The following is a 13,716-nucleotide window of genomic DNA, read 5'->3' as shown; positions in this document are numbered from 1 at the left end:
TTTACGTTGAATCGGAGGTCCAGTCTGCCATGACATCCGGGCCGGAACTAATTAGCCGGGCCTATAGACCAATTAAGCCCGGTCCGCCTAATCCCGGAGCCAATGATGAGGCAGAATCTGCAAGCTCGCACGCAGTGTGTCCGCATGCCGTTGTGCCGGGGCGCGCGGTGGCGGATGTCGCGGGAATGACTCGCTTGTCTTCGCGATGGTCCTGGAATTTCAGGCAAGAATCATCGCGAAATAGGTCTGTCTTCCCGGCTTGCCGGACGCCACAATTATCCATTTTCAAGACAGGTTGCCCACCCCTGACCTGTTCTTTCTCAACGCCAGCTTATTGGCCCGTTACTGAGGAGATCCCCATGCCAGTCCACGCTTATGGCGCACATGCCGCCGACAAGCCCCTCGAACATCTGGAAATCACCCGCCGCGCCACCGGCCCGCACGATGTGCAGATCGACATCGCCTATTGCGGCATCTGCCACTCCGACCTGCACCAGGTGCGTTCCGAATGGGCCGGCACCCAATACCCTTGCGTCCCCGGCCACGAGATCGTGGGCCGTGTCGCGGCCGTCGGCAATCATGTCAGCAAGTTCAAGGTCGGTGACCTGGTCGGCGTGGGCTGTATCGTCGACAGCTGCCAGACCTGTCCGGATTGCGAAGAAGGCCTGGAAAACTATTGCGACAACATGGTCGGTACCTACAACGGCAAGACCGATGACGCGCCCGGCTGGACCATGGGCGGCTACTCGCAGCAGATCGTGGTGCATGAGCGCTACGTGCTGACGATCCGCCATCCGGAAGCGGACCTGGCTGCCGTGGCCCCGCTGCTGTGCGCCGGCATCACGACCTATTCGCCGCTGCGCCACTGGGGAGCCGGTCCCGGCAAGAAGGTCGGTGTGGTCGGCATCGGCGGTCTCGGCCACATGGGCATCAAGATCGCGCACGCCATGGGCGCGCACGTGGTGGCCTTCACCACCTCGGATTCCAAGCGCGCCGATGCCAAGGCCCTGGGTGCCGATGAAGTGGTGGTCTCGCGCAATGCCGAAGAGATGGCCGCGCATGCCAAGAGCTTCGACTTCATCCTCAACACCGTGGCGGCACCGCACGACCTCGATGCCTTCCTCGCGCTGCTGAAGCGTGAAGGCACCATGACCCTGGTCGGCGCACCGGCCACGCCGCACCCGTCGCCGAATGTTTTCAACCTCATCCTGAAGCGCCGTTCGCTGGCCGGTTCGTTGATCGGCGGCATCCCCGAAACCCAGGAGATGCTGGACTTCTGCGCCAAGCACAACATCGTGGCCGACATCGAGCTGATCCGCGCCGAGGAAATCAACACCGCCTATGAGCGCATGCTCAAGGGCGACATCAAGTATCGCTTCGTGATCGACAATGCCAGCATGGCGGCCTGATGGCCCATGGTTGACCTGATGTCGTCGTGAACGAAATCGGGCGGGCACCCACAAGGTGTCCGCCCGATTTTTGATGACTGAGCGAAGTGGCAGGGACGACTCAGTCCCTGACGACTTCACCACCGAGATACTGCGCATCGGTCACCGGCTCCATCCACTCCACGTTCTTGCCATCGAGCAGTTCGGTGATGGCCACGTGCGTCATGGCGGTGGTGTCGGTGGCACCGTGCCAGTGGCGGCGTTGGCACGGACACCAGACGACGTCGCCGGCGCGGATCTCGGTGCGCGGACCACCTTCGCATTGGGTCCAGCCGACGCCTTGCGTCACGATCAGGGTCTGGCCGAGCGGATGGGTGTGCCACACGGTGCGCGCACCGGGTTCGAAGGTGACGATGGCACCGCCCGCGCGCGCCGGTTCTTCACCCTGGAAGAAACTGTCGATGCGCACGTTGCCGGTGAAGAAGGCGGCCGGTCCCTTGGCCGATGGGGTGCTGCCGTTGCGAATGATCTTCATGGAGATGTCCTTTCGTTGGAAGATGGCCCGCGATCCTGGCGTGCCGTGAGCGCTGCCAGCAAGGCCGCGGCCAGCAGCACGCCCGCGCTGGCAAAGAAAGTGAGGTGATGGCCGCCGTGGTCAAACAGCAGCCCGCCCAGCGTGGAGCCAAGGCCGATGGCCAGTTGCACCAGCGCCACCATCAGCCCGCCGCCGGCTTCGGCGTCCTGCGGCAGGGTGCGCGCCACCCATGACCACCAGCCCACCGGTGCGGCCGTGGCGACCAGGCCCCACAGCGCCAGCAGCAGGCTGACCGGCAGGACGTGATGGCCGCAGGCCACCAGCACCAGGGCGATGACGGCCATCAGCAGCGGGATGAAGACCAGCGTGCCGTAGAACCAACGGCGCAGCAGCCGCCCGATGAGCGTGGTGCCGATGAATCCGGCCACGCCGATGGCCAGCAGGATCAGCGACAGGGTTTGTACCTGCACCCGCGTTTCGCTTTCGAGGAAGGGGCGCAGATAGGTGAACAGCGTGAACTGCCCCATGAAGAGCAGGCTCACGCCCGCCATGCCCAGTGCCACCAGCGGTGTCGCCAGCAGGGCCAGCGGATGCGTGGGCGCGGTGTGGCGCACGGCCGGACGCATGGCCGGCAGGCTCACCGCCTGCCACAGCAGCGCCAGCAAGGCCACCGGCGCCAGGCACAGGAAGGCGCCGCGCCAGCCGATGAGTGCGCCGAGGTAACTGCCCAGCGGGGCGGCCACGACGGTGGCCAAGGCATTGCCGCCATTGAAGACGGCCAGCGCGCGCCCCACCTCATGCGGCGGCACCAGGCGGATGGCGGCGGCGGCCGACATCGACCAGAAGCCGCCGATGGCGATGCCGATCAGCACGCGCCCGGCCATGTAGACCGGATAGTTGGGGGCCAGCGCGATGACCGGGCCGGACACCAGCATCAGTGCCGTCAGCCACAGCAGCAGCGTCTTGCGTGGCAGCTGCCCCGCCAGCCGCGCAATGCCCAGGCTGGTGAGTACGGCGAACGCGCCCGAGACCGAGATCGCTTGCCCGGCCAGGCCTTCGCTCACGCCAAGATCCTGCGCAATGGGCGTCAACAGGCTCACCGGCATGAATTCGGAAGCGACCAGCGCAAAGGCCGTGAGCGTCATCGCGAAGACGCCGCTCCAGCGTGCCTGCACCGGCGTGTCGGCGGCCTGCAGTGAAGAGGGGGGGCAAGAGGAACTGCTCATGATGATGTCGGGCAAGACGCTGCCCGCCGCAGCAGGCCGAAGATCAGCGTGCACGGGGCTGGCAGCGCTTGCCGTGGAGAATGTGAAGGCAGTCAGTGTCGCGCGCGTGCGCCGTATTGACTAGGTAATCAATCCTTAATTACCCTATTAGAAAAACTAATCAATGAATCCCGTCCCCCTTCGGCACCGGCACCTGGTTTCACAGGCGCTGCCTCCGGCTGATCCGGCTTTATTGCTCACCACAGGAAGGGTGGCTGCATGATCAAACGCAATCTCAATGACTTGCTGGGTTTCGTGACCGTGGCGCGCGAGGGCAGTTTCACGCGTGCCGCCGCCACGCTTGGCGTGACGCAATCCGCACTCTCGCAAGCCATCCGCGGCCTCGAAGAGCGCCTGCAGATCCGCCTGCTGACCCGTACCACCCGCAGCATCTCGCTCACGCCCGCTGGCGAGCGCCTGATCCAGTCCATCGGCAACCGCTTCGACGAGATCGAAGCCGAACTCGATGCCCTCACCGCGCTGCGTGAAAAACCCGGTGGCACCGTGCGCATCACCTGCGGCGACGGCATGATCCAGCGCGTGCTGCTGCCCAAGCTGGCCCCGCTGTTGCAGCAATATCCCGACATCAAGCTGGAATTCGACATGAGCTACGCCCTGCGCGACATCGTGGCCGACCGCTTCGATGCCGGCGTGCGCTGGGGCAAGACCATCGACCGCGACATGATCGCCGTGCCCATCGGCCCGCCGCTGCGCATGGTGGTGGCGGCCTCGCCCGAGTACTTCACGCGCTATCCGGTGCCGCTGCATCCGAATGACCTGATGGCACAGGATTGCATCAACCAGCGCATGCCGTCCTCGGGCGGGCTTTACGTATGGGATTTTGAAAAGGACGGCGAAAAGATCAACGTGCGTGTCGACGGTTCGCTCATCTTCAACACCGTGCCGCCGCAGATCGATGCGGCCCTGGCCGGGCTGGGCGTGGTGCTGCTGCCGGAAGACGAGCTGCAATCGCATCTGGAGAGCGGCCAGCTGGTGCGGGTGCTGGAGGACTGGTGTCCGGTCTTCGAGGGTTATCACCTCTACTATCCCAGCCGCCGCCAGCCTTCGCCGGCGTTTTCGCTGGTGGTCAATGCCCTGCGCTACGAGAGTCGGCCACGTCAGCCGGGGTGATGACCGGACGCCTGATTCATAAGCTGGACTGATGATGGCATTCAGGCCGGCGGGACTAATCACGGACCGATGATGCAGCGACAATCAGGCCAGATTGATTGCCTCCGGACTGCCCATGTCTTCCTTTTTCCTGCCGCGCCTGACCGTGATTGCCGTGCTGATGGCCGGCGCGATGAGCCTCTGCCCGATGACGGCAGCGGCCCAGACCCGACCCCCTGCCAAGAGCCTGCCCATGACCCTGCGCATCACCATCGCCGATACCGTCCTGACCGCGCGTCTCGAACCCGGCCCGGCCGCCCGCGACTTTGCCGCCCTGTTGCCGCTGACGCTGGAGCTGTCCGACTACAACCAGACCGAGAAGATCGCCCAGCTGCCGCGCAAGCTGGCCACGCGCGGCGAGCCCGAGGGCTATACCCCGCGCAGCGGCGACATCGCCTTCTATGCGCCCTGGGGCAATATCGCCCTGTTCTACAAGGACTTCGCTTACTCGAAGGGTTTGGTCAAGCTGGGCCACATCACCGGTGACATCGCGGTCCTGCGCCAGCCAGGACCGTATATGGCCCTGATCGAGCAGGAATGAATCGCTGCCGCAATCAGGCCGCGTACTTGCGCAAGGCGGCCAGCGGCACGTGCAGTTCCTCGCTGGCGGCGAAGCCTTCCAGCAGGTAATCCACCGCCACCCGCACGCGCGGCGCGATCAGCGCCCGGTGCGGATATTGCAGGCACATCTCGTAGTTGCCCGGATGATGACTGCGCAAGAGCAGCACCTTCAATCGCCCGCGCTGCAGATAGCGCCACGCGTGATGCACCCCGACTTCGGCGATACCCATGCCGGCCAGGGCCGCCTGGACCAGCGCTTCGGGCGAGGACAAGGTCAGCAGTGCGTGTTCGGTATTCCAGGTCATGATGCTGCCGTCGCTGCCCTGAAAATTCCACGGTGACACCTTGCCGCCCAGGAACTTGCGCGTGATCAGGCTGTGCTTGTGCAGATCCTGCGGGCGGCGCGGTGTGCCGCGGGCCTCCAGATAGGCGGGACTGGCGACCAGCGCCAGGTTCAGTTTGCAGATGCTGCGCGAGACCAGCGACGAATCGGCGATGCGTCCGCCCCGGATCGCCAGGTCATAGCCGTCCTGCACCAGCTCGCTGATGCGGTCATCGAAATCCACCTCCACCGACAAGGCCGGATAGCGCTGGCTCAGGCCGGGCAGCAGCGGCAGCAATTGTTCGCGACCGAAGGCCGCACTGGTGGAGATGCGCACGCGCCCGGTCGGTGTCGCGCGTGCCGCCACCACGTCATCGGTCGCCTGTTCCAGCGCATCGAGCGCAATGCGCGCCTGGCGCAGGAAGGCACTGCCTTCCTCGGTCAGGTTCAGGCTGCGCGTGGTGCGGTTCATCAGACGCACGCCCAGCGCAGTCTCCAGTCCGGCCACATTCTGGCTCACCGCAGCTGAGGAGATGCCCAGTGTCCGCCCGGCACCGGCGAAGCTGCCGCTATCGGCTGCCTGCACGAAGGAAATGATGGCGCGTACCCGTTGCGACGTATCCATGGCCGTTGCTCTCCGAAAAATGGATTGATAAGTTCATCTTGATGAATCCTAAAGGATTACACCGCTACCGTCATGTAATCCATTTGCGCAGAATGAGCCTGTTACGTCATTCCCCGGTCCCGAACAGGTTGATTTATCCACAGGAGAAAACATGAACATCAGCATCGTCTTCGACAGCGGCTACGGCCATACCGAAAAACTCGCCCAATCCGTGGCACGCGGCGTGGAGGAAGTCGCGGGGGCGCACGCCACCCTCGTGCCGCTTTCGGCCGGCAGCGTGGACTGGGCTGCCATCGCCGCCAGCGACGCCATCATCTTCGGCTCGCCGACCTATAACGGCACCATCTCGGCGCGCTTCAAGCAGTTCATGGAAGACTCCACCCGCCAGTCGTGGATCCCGCAGGCCTGGCGCAACAAGGTCGCGGCCGGCTTCACCAATTCCGGCGCGCTGCATGGCGACAAGCTCAATTCCCTGGTGACCCTGGCGCTGTTCGCGGCCCAGCACGGCATGCTCTGGACCGGGGTCGATCTGTTCCCCGGCAAGAGCGGTGATGAACTCAATCGCATCGGTGGCTGGCTGGGTGCCATGGCGCAATCGGACGACGCCCCCGCCGAGGTCACGCCCGGTACCAGTGACCTGGCCACGGCCGCTTATCTGGGCAAGCGCGTGGCCGAGGTGGCTGCGCAATTCGCACGCGGCCGCGCCTGAACCGCGGGCCCGTGCCCTGATCCAGATATCAGTTTTCCCGATATCGATCATCGGTTTTCAGGATTGGCGTAATAACTGGACGGTCCGCATCATGCAGACCTGTCCAACCATCCGCCAAGGAAAATCATGTCTGCCATCACCACCCAGGCCGCCATCATCTGGCCGGCCGGCTATCTGCCCGGTACCACCGACAACTACGTCTCCAATGAAGTGATCATCGCCGGTCTGTCGGCGGCCCAGGTGTGGCCGCTGCTCAACGACACGCGCGCCTGGCCCGGCTATTACGGCAATGCCAGCGAGATTCGCTTCCACGATGGCAGCGGCCCGCTGCTGTCGGCGGGCGCGCGCTTTCGCTTTACGACCTTCGGTTTTGCGGTCGAAGCGGAAGTGACCGAATACCTGCCGCCCCAACCCGGCCAGGCTGCGCGCATCGCCTGGCACGGCTGGGTCGAGGGCGATGCCGCGCAGCGTCTGGATGTGCATCATGCCTGGCTGTTCGAAGACCTGGAAGGCGGCCGTGTGCGCATCCTCACGCAGGAGACCCAGAACGGCCAGCCCGCGCGCGAGCTGGCAGCCACCCTGCCCAATCCCATGCTCAATGCCCACCAGGAATGGATCACCGGACTGGCGCGCGCCGCCGCAGAGGCCACCGCGCTGCGTTGAGGATCAGCGCAGCGGCACCAACCCGGCGGTGGCAAACAGCAGTTGCCGCAGCCAGCGCTGCGCCGGATCGCGGTGCGTGCGCTCGTGCCATGCCGCCGTCTTGGTGAAGCCGGTGATCTCCAGCGGCGGCGGCAACAGCTTCAGGCCCTCCACCCCGGCCACCAGCCGGGACGGCACCACGGCCACCAGGTCGGTGCTGCGCAAGATCTCCGGCAACACCAGGAAGCGCTTCACTGACAGGCTCACCCGCCGCTGCAGGCCACGCTGCGCCAGCGCTTCATCGGTGACGCCGTGGAAGGGATCGCCCGCATACGACACCAGCGCATGATCCAGCGCGCAGAACTGCTTGAGCGAGAGCCGCCGTCCCCGCACCACCGGATGATCCTCACGCATCGCGCAGACGTAGTGTTCGTCGAACAGCCGCCGCGCATGCAGGCCCGGCGGCGTATCCTGGGGCGTGGTCAGCGCCAGGTCGATCTCGCCGCGCTCCAGCCGCTCCTGCAGCGGTGCATCTTCCATTGACGCCAGTGCCACGCGGATGAACGGGGCATGCTGCTTGAGCGCCGTCAGGAAGGGCAGGGCGACCGCGCGCAACGCATAGTCGGTTGCGGCGATGGTGAAATCCAGATGGGCCGTGGCCGGATCGAACACCGGCGGATGCAGCAATCCGTCGATGTCGCGCAGCACGCGCTGCACCGGTTGCGCCAGTTCCAGCGCCCGGGGCGTGGGCACGATGCCACGCTGGCTGCGGGCAAACAGGGGATCATCGAAACTCTCGCGCAGCCGCGTGAGGATGCCGCTCATGGCCGGCTGGCTCACCCCCAGCCGCGCCGCAGCACGCGTGACGTTGCGTTCATCGAGCAGGGCGGCCAGTGCCTTGAGCAGGTTCAGGTCGAGGGTGCGGAGGTCCGGTTTTTTCATGCGCGCGGGATCAGCAGGAAGAGATATCGCATGGTAGCAAGCCCCTGCGACAAATTGCCACATTCAACAAGTGGTCATACCAGCTTATCCTTGCCGCTCCTGATTTCCCATGCGACATCCAGGGGACGGCAGCGCAGCTGCCGGGGGAGGCCGCATGCACTGCCTATACCAAGACCAATACAAGACCAATGACGATTCACCCTGCCCGCCGGCCCCGGCCGCTGCATCGCGCACGACCCGTGTTCAAACTCACCGCCCTGTCCGGCCTGCTGGCCCTGGGCGCTGCGCCTTGGGCGCTGGCACAATCGGCCAGTGCCGCCGAAGATTCTTCGCTCACGCTCGGTACCGTGGAAGTGAGCGCACGCCGCAGCGGCCCGCTGCAGCTCAACAACGTGCTGACCTCGGTGGACGTGATCGGGGCCGACCGCATCCAGCAACAGCAGGCGCAATACAACTGGGAGCTGTTCGCGCAGTCGCCGGGCGTGATGCTGACCCAGTTCCGCCAGGGCAACGAGTCGGGCAAGCTGTCCTTCCGCGGCTTCAACGGCGAGGGCGAGGTCAATGCCGTCAAGCTGCTCATCGATGGCATCCCCAGCAATGACAATGCCGGCGGCATGCCCTTCCTGGGCACGCTGTTCCCGCTCGATATCGCCCGCATCGAGGTCGTGCGCGGCACCAACGATGCGCGCTACGGCCTGCACAACATCGCCGGCAACGTCAACATCGTCACCCGCCAGGGCGGCAACTACGACGAGGCGCGCCTGACCTATGGCAGCTTCAACACGCGCCAGGTGCAGGTGGTCAAGGGGGTGGAGAACGGCAACTGGTCGCAGAACTATTTCATCGGCTACGAAAAATCGGATGGCTATCGCGACCATGCCCAGGCCGAGAACATCGCCTTCTCCGGCAAGTGGTTCTACACCAGCGACGATGGCCGCTATCGCACGGGCCTGAGCATCCGCCATGCCAACGCCTATGCCCAGGAGCCGGGCTACCTGACGGCCCAGGATGCGCGCAGCAACCCGACGTCGTCCTATGCCTATGCGCAGTCCGATGGCGGCAACCGCCAGATGGACCAGGTCAGCCTGCACTTTGACGGCGACATCGATGACCAGCTCTCGGTGGCTGCCAAGCTCTATCTGAATCGCGTGCGTGACCAGCGCTGGCTGCGTTATTCATCCACGACCTCGCAGCAGGAGCGCCTCATCGACGAGACCCACTACGGGCTGTTGACCAATGCCACCTATCGCCCGCGCTGGAAGGCATTCGAAGGCATGAGTGACCTGGCGCTGGAGGGCGGCTTCAGCATGGAGCGCCAGGAGGACCAGAGCCCGCGCTACAACACGGTCAACAAGGTGCGCGTATCGCAGACGCGCGACCATCATTTCGTCTTCGATACCGTGGGGGCCTACGTGCAGGCCGTGATCAAGCCGGTGGATGCGCTGCGCATCATCCCCGGCTACCGGGTGGACCATGTGGGAGGGCGTTTCAATGACCCCTCGCGCGGGGTGAGTTATGGCATCCAGAATTACGGCTACATCCGCCAGCCCAAGCTCAGCGTAGTCTATGCCCCGATCCGCGAGGCCAGCCTGTACGCCAACTGGGGCCGTACCTTCCAGGTCGGCGCGGGGGCGGCGGCCTACAAGTCCAACAGCAACGACTTGCGTCCTTCCATCAATGACGGCTGGGAAAGCGGCGTCAAGTTCACCCCGGTGGACTGGCTCGATGGCCGCGTGGCGGTGTGGGAGCAGCGTGCCTCGGATGAGGTCAAGCGGCGCCTGAACGATCCCACGGGCGACTCGGAAAACGTGGGGCGGACCAAGCGCAATGGTGTCGACCTGCAGATCAACCTGCGTGCCAGCAAGCGCACCACGCTGTGGTTGGCGTATTCGCGCCAGCGTTCGGAGATCATCACGCCGGACCCGACCGCACCCAACACCCTCGGCAAGGAAATCGACCACGTGCCGCGCCAGGTGTATTCCGGTGGCATCGACTACCAGGCCACGGCGGAGCTGAAGTTGTCGGCCTCGGTCAATGGCCAGGGCAGCTATTACCTGACCACGGCCAATACCGGCGGCAAGTACGGTGGCTACACGCTCTTCAATGCCAGCGCGACCTATCAGGTCAACGACAAGCTGAGCCTGGAACTGCAGCTCAAGAATCTCGCCAATCGCTACTATGAATATGTCTGGATCAATGACCAGAGCCGGCATGCGCCGGGGGATGGGCGGGCGGTGTACCTCTCTGCCAATGTGAAGTATTGATCCGGAAGACGCGTCAGGGCGCCCGCTCCTCCACAGGCTTGGCCGTCTTGCGGATCTTGGCCACATCGGCGGCGCTCACGGTCGCGCCGCGATTGCCCCAGGCGGTCTGGATGTAGGAGGTCACTTCAGCGACCTGCTGGTCGTTGAGCAGCTGCGCATACGGTGCCATCACCAGCCCCGCCGTGGCCGAATCGGTGGAGGGCTGGCGTCCCCCTTGCAGGATGATGCGGATGGCCGAGGTCGCATCCGGGGTCTGCAGCACCGGATTGCCGGCCAGCGCCGGGAAGGCCTTGCCATAGCCGGTGCCGTTGCTGCGATGGCAGGCCGCGCAGCGATCCAGATAGAGCGCTGCGCCCGGCGTCTGCGGACGTCCTTCGTAAGCCGCCGTGGCCGCGACTTCGTCATAGCGATAGGGTTCGGCGCCATTGCGTGGCCCCAGGCTCAACAGGTAACGCGACATCGCATTGAGATCGGCCTCCGTCATGTATTGCATGGAATGCTCGATCACGTCATTCATGGCACCGAAGGAAGCGGTGTACTGGTTGCGGCCGGTACGCAGGAATTCCACCAGGTCCGCCTGGCTCCAGCCCGCGATGCCACCGCCATGTTCATTGCGCAGCGACGGCACGCTCCAGCCATCGACCACCTGGCCACCGGAGAGATACAGGCGGCTGCTGTCTTCGCGCAGCGATTTTTCCTGCATCGTGGTCGAGCGCGGCGTGTGGCAGCTGCCGCAATGCCCCAGTCCTTCGACCAGGTAGGCGCCCCGTGCCAGTTGCGCATCCGTTCCGGCCGGAGCCGCATAGGGCGCGGGCGTTGGCGCGAACAGTTTGCGCCAGATCGCCAGCGGCCAGCGCATCGACAAGGGCCAGGGGATGTCATTGGCGCGATTGGCCTGTGCCGAGGGCGGCACGGCCTTGGTGAAATATGCGTACAGCGCCTGCATGTCCTCGTCGGTCAGGCGCGAATACGAGGGATAGGGCATGGCCGGATAGACCGTATAACCCGCCTTCGTGACGCCGGTGCGCATGAGGCGCGCGAAGTCTTCATAGCTCCAGTCGCCGATGCCATGTTCCTTGTCCGGCGTGATGTTGGTGGAGTAGATCGCACCGATCGGCGAGGCCAGCGCCAGTCCGCCCGCGAAGGGCGCACCACCCTTGCTGGTGTGGCAGGCCACGCAATCGCCGGCGCGGGCCAGGTAAGCCCCCCTGAGCAATTGCTGGTCATCGGCACTCGGGCTGCCTTTTTTGGCGACGCGCTCGGCCAGTGCCGCATCGGCTGGCGGTGTGGCCAGCGGGCGCAAAGGGGCCGTTTCGCGGTTGAGCAGGCGCGCGCCCACGGGCGGCTTGGGGGGCGCAGGAACGCTCAGCGATTCATCGGCATGGGCCAGGTTGTAGGCGGCACTGGCGGCCAGTGCCGCGGTACCGAGGGCGAGGGCGGAGATCAGGATCAGTCGTTTCATCATCGCTCCCGTCTTCACGCGCTGACCAGCGGTCGCGGGTCCTTCAGGTATTGCTCACGGATGGCGCGCGCCGACCAGTAGGTCAGCGCCACGGCCGCCCCGGTCGGGTTGTAGCCGATGCCCTGGGCAAATACGCCGGAGCCCACCGCAAAGACGTTGTGCACATCCCAGCTCTGCAGGTAGCGATTGACCACGCTGGTGGACGGATCCGTGCCCATGGCCACGCCACCGGCCCAGTGCGTGGTCTGGTAGCTGCGCAGGTCGGGCGCGGCCCCGAAGTCCTTGACGGTGACCTTGATCTCGCGCGCCTTCAGTTCGTGGGCGATCTTGACCGCCTGGTCGGTGACGTAGCGGCTCATGCGGATGTCGTTGTCCTTCCAGTCGAAGGTGAAGCGCAGCAGCGGCTGGCCGAAGGCATCCTTGTAATTGGGATCGAGGTCCACGTACACGTCGCGATAGACCATGTTGGCACCATGCACGTCGAAGGACATGGTGTTGAGATAGCTGGCCTTGACCGCACGCTTCCAGTCGCGGCCCCATTTGGGTGTGCCGCTGGGCACGGCGATGCCCGAGATCGGCTTGGCCCCGGCCGGATTGCACCAGATCGGCGAACCACCGACGAAGCCCAGCGGGCCGTGGTCCATGTGGTCGCCATTGAAATCATCCACCGCCACACCATTGCCACCGGCCCCGATGAAGCCGTTGATGTTCTTGCCCGGATCGAAGAAGGCATTGATGGTCGACATCATCTGGAAGGCGATGTTGCGTCCGACCGCGCCGGTGTTGCTCACCGGGTCATAGGGCTTGCCGATGCCCGAGAGCAGGAACAGTCGCGCATTGTTGTACGCGAAGGTACTGGCGATGACGATGTTGGCCGGCTGGAACACGGTATCGCCATTGGCATCCACGTAGGTCACGCCGGTGGCTTTCTTGCGGGTGCTGTCGAGTTCGATGCGCAGCACATTGCAGCTGCTGCGCAATTCGAACAGCGCACTCTTGCGCAGGGCCGGCATGATGTTGACGTTGGGCGAGGCCTTGGAATAGTTGTAGCAGGCATAGCCGGAGCAATAGCCGCAGAAGGTGCAGGGGCCCATCTGGCAGCCGTACTGGTTCACATAGGGCGCCGAGGCATTGGCCGAGGGCAGGGTGAAGGGGTGAAAGCCGGCCTGCTGCGCGGCCTTGCGGAACAGAGCGGCCTGGTATTGCTCCTTCTGTGCGGGCAGCGGGAAGTTGTCCGAGCGGTTGGCCTCGAAGGGATTGCCGCTGTCGTCGACCACCTTGCCGCCGACGCGATAGGCGGTGCCGGAGGTGCCCATCATCTTTTCGGCGAAATCGAAATACGGTTCCAGTTCTTCGTAGGTCACGCCCCAGTCCTGCAGGGTCATGTCCTTGGGAATGAAACCCTTGCCATAGCGTTCCTCGTAGTGGCTGCGCATGCGCAACTCTTCCGGCAGGATGCGCCAGTGGCAGCCGGACCAGTGCAGGCCCGCACCGCCCACGCCTTCGCCCGGCTTGAACATGGCGATCTGGCGATAGGGGATGGCGCTGTCGCCAGTCTTGCGGCGGAAGGTGAACGAGGATTTGTTCAGATTCTGGAATAACTTGAAGCGCTGCTGGTACTCCAGCTCATTGATGGTCTTGGGATAGGCGCCGTCCGGGTAGGTGTCGCGATAGACGCCGCGTTCCAGCGCCACCACGCTTTGTCCGGCCTCGGTCATTTCCTTGGCCATGATGGCGCCGGTCCAGCCGAAGCCGACGATGACGACGTCGACAGCTTTCATGTTCTTGTTGGCCATATGCTTGGACTTTCGGGATCAAACGATGCGAAGGA

At 64.6% G+C, this 13,716-nt stretch carries 12 protein-coding genes; 6 read left to right on the top strand and 6 right to left on the bottom strand.

Features of this window, described 5'->3' with window-relative positions:
* Nucleotides 1–359 precede the first annotated feature (359 nt).
* Nucleotides 360–1,409 carry an NAD(P)-dependent alcohol dehydrogenase gene (locus CEJ45_RS18910; RefSeq protein WP_088756577.1) on the top strand — a complete coding sequence of 350 codons (1,050 nt, stop codon included), beginning with the start codon at nt 360–362 and terminating at the stop codon, nt 1,407–1,409.
* A gap of 100 nt (nt 1,410–1,509) precedes the next feature.
* Here CEJ45_RS18910 and CEJ45_RS18905 read toward each other — a convergent pair whose 3' ends face one another.
* Entirely contained in the window at nt 1,510–1,923 is a 414-nt protein-coding gene (locus CEJ45_RS18905) for a (R)-mandelonitrile lyase (RefSeq protein WP_088756576.1), read from the bottom strand.
* Nucleotides 1,920–3,149, bottom strand: coding sequence for an MFS transporter (locus tag CEJ45_RS18900; RefSeq protein WP_088756629.1), 1,230 nt, complete (start codon nt 3,147–3,149; stop codon nt 1,920–1,922). Before CEJ45_RS18900 ends, CEJ45_RS18905 begins: the two co-directional genes overlap by 4 nt.
* A gap of 258 nt (nt 3,150–3,407) precedes the next feature.
* Here CEJ45_RS18900 and CEJ45_RS18895 point away from each other — a divergent pair, with 258 nt between their 5' ends.
* Entirely contained in the window at nt 3,408–4,319 is a 912-nt protein-coding gene (locus CEJ45_RS18895) for a LysR family transcriptional regulator (RefSeq protein WP_088756575.1), read from the top strand.
* A 115-nt stretch (nt 4,320–4,434) separates the two neighbouring features.
* Entirely contained in the window at nt 4,435–4,899 is a 465-nt protein-coding gene (locus CEJ45_RS18890) for a cyclophilin-like fold protein (protein ID WP_088756628.1), read from the top strand.
* A 13-nt stretch (nt 4,900–4,912) separates the two neighbouring features.
* On the opposite strand, the gene CEJ45_RS18885 is transcribed toward CEJ45_RS18890, so the two are convergent.
* A complete protein-coding gene (locus CEJ45_RS18885) occupies nt 4,913–5,866 on the bottom strand; it encodes a LysR family transcriptional regulator (protein ID WP_088756574.1) in 954 nt (317 codons plus the stop codon).
* Nucleotides 5,867–6,017: 151 nt separating this feature from the next.
* Here CEJ45_RS18885 and CEJ45_RS18880 point away from each other — a divergent pair, with 151 nt between their 5' ends.
* Entirely contained in the window at nt 6,018–6,575 is a 558-nt protein-coding gene (locus tag CEJ45_RS18880; protein ID WP_088756573.1) for a flavodoxin family protein, read from the top strand.
* A gap of 126 nt (nt 6,576–6,701) precedes the next feature.
* Nucleotides 6,702–7,238: an SRPBCC domain-containing protein gene (locus CEJ45_RS18875; RefSeq protein WP_088756572.1), complete on the top strand. Its 537-nt coding sequence runs from the start codon at nt 6,702–6,704 to the stop codon at nt 7,236–7,238.
* A gap of 3 nt (nt 7,239–7,241) precedes the next feature.
* Here the strand turns inward: CEJ45_RS18875 and CEJ45_RS18870 are convergent, their stop codons facing one another.
* Nucleotides 7,242–8,159: a LysR family transcriptional regulator gene (locus CEJ45_RS18870; RefSeq protein WP_088756571.1), complete on the bottom strand. Its 918-nt coding sequence runs from the start codon at nt 8,157–8,159 to the stop codon at nt 7,242–7,244.
* A gap of 239 nt (nt 8,160–8,398) precedes the next feature.
* On the opposite strand from CEJ45_RS18870, the gene CEJ45_RS18865 reads away from it, so the two are divergent.
* A complete protein-coding gene (locus CEJ45_RS18865) occupies nt 8,399–10,423 on the top strand; it encodes a TonB-dependent receptor (RefSeq protein WP_241517381.1) in 2,025 nt (674 codons plus the stop codon).
* A gap of 13 nt (nt 10,424–10,436) precedes the next feature.
* Here CEJ45_RS18865 and CEJ45_RS18860 read toward each other — a convergent pair whose 3' ends face one another.
* Both CEJ45_RS18860 and CEJ45_RS18855 read right to left on the bottom strand, forming a co-directional pair.
* A complete protein-coding gene (locus tag CEJ45_RS18860) occupies nt 10,437–11,888 on the bottom strand; it encodes a cytochrome c (protein WP_088756570.1) in 1,452 nt (483 codons plus the stop codon).
* 11 nt (nt 11,889–11,899) lie between these two features.
* Nucleotides 11,900–13,681 carry a GMC family oxidoreductase gene (locus CEJ45_RS18855; protein WP_039783206.1) on the bottom strand — a complete coding sequence of 594 codons (1,782 nt, stop codon included), beginning with the start codon at nt 13,679–13,681 and terminating at the stop codon, nt 11,900–11,902.
* Between the last annotated feature and the right edge of the window lie 35 nt (nt 13,682–13,716).

The organism is Herbaspirillum aquaticum, assembly GCF_002213425.1.
In the GTDB taxonomy this organism is placed as follows: domain Bacteria; phylum Pseudomonadota; class Gammaproteobacteria; order Burkholderiales; family Burkholderiaceae_D; genus Herbaspirillum; species Herbaspirillum aquaticum.
Note: the sequence above shows the minus strand (reverse complement) of the source record. Positions and strands in the feature narration are given on the sequence as shown.

Coding starts and splice junctions, on each gene's coding strand:
- CEJ45_RS18910 (WP_088756577.1), top strand. CDS start 360: ATGCCAGTCCACGCTTATGGCGCACATGCCGCCGACAAGCCCCTCGAA.
- CEJ45_RS18905 (WP_088756576.1), bottom strand. CDS start 1,923: ATGAAGATCATTCGCAACGGCAGCACCCCATCGGCCAAGGGACCGGCC.
- CEJ45_RS18900 (WP_088756629.1), bottom strand. CDS start 3,149: ATGAGCAGTTCCTCTTGCCCCCCCTCTTCACTGCAGGCCGCCGACACG.
- CEJ45_RS18895 (WP_088756575.1), top strand. CDS start 3,408: ATGATCAAACGCAATCTCAATGACTTGCTGGGTTTCGTGACCGTGGCG.
- CEJ45_RS18890 (WP_088756628.1), top strand. CDS start 4,435: ATGTCTTCCTTTTTCCTGCCGCGCCTGACCGTGATTGCCGTGCTGATG.
- CEJ45_RS18885 (WP_088756574.1), bottom strand. CDS start 5,866: ATGGATACGTCGCAACGGGTACGCGCCATCATTTCCTTCGTGCAGGCA.
- CEJ45_RS18880 (WP_088756573.1), top strand. CDS start 6,018: ATGAACATCAGCATCGTCTTCGACAGCGGCTACGGCCATACCGAAAAA.
- CEJ45_RS18875 (WP_088756572.1), top strand. CDS start 6,702: ATGTCTGCCATCACCACCCAGGCCGCCATCATCTGGCCGGCCGGCTAT.
- CEJ45_RS18870 (WP_088756571.1), bottom strand. CDS start 8,159: ATGAAAAAACCGGACCTCCGCACCCTCGACCTGAACCTGCTCAAGGCA.
- CEJ45_RS18860 (WP_088756570.1), bottom strand. CDS start 11,888: ATGATGAAACGACTGATCCTGATCTCCGCCCTCGCCCTCGGTACCGCG.
- CEJ45_RS18855 (WP_039783206.1), bottom strand. CDS start 13,681: ATGGCCAACAAGAACATGAAAGCTGTCGACGTCGTCATCGTCGGCTTC.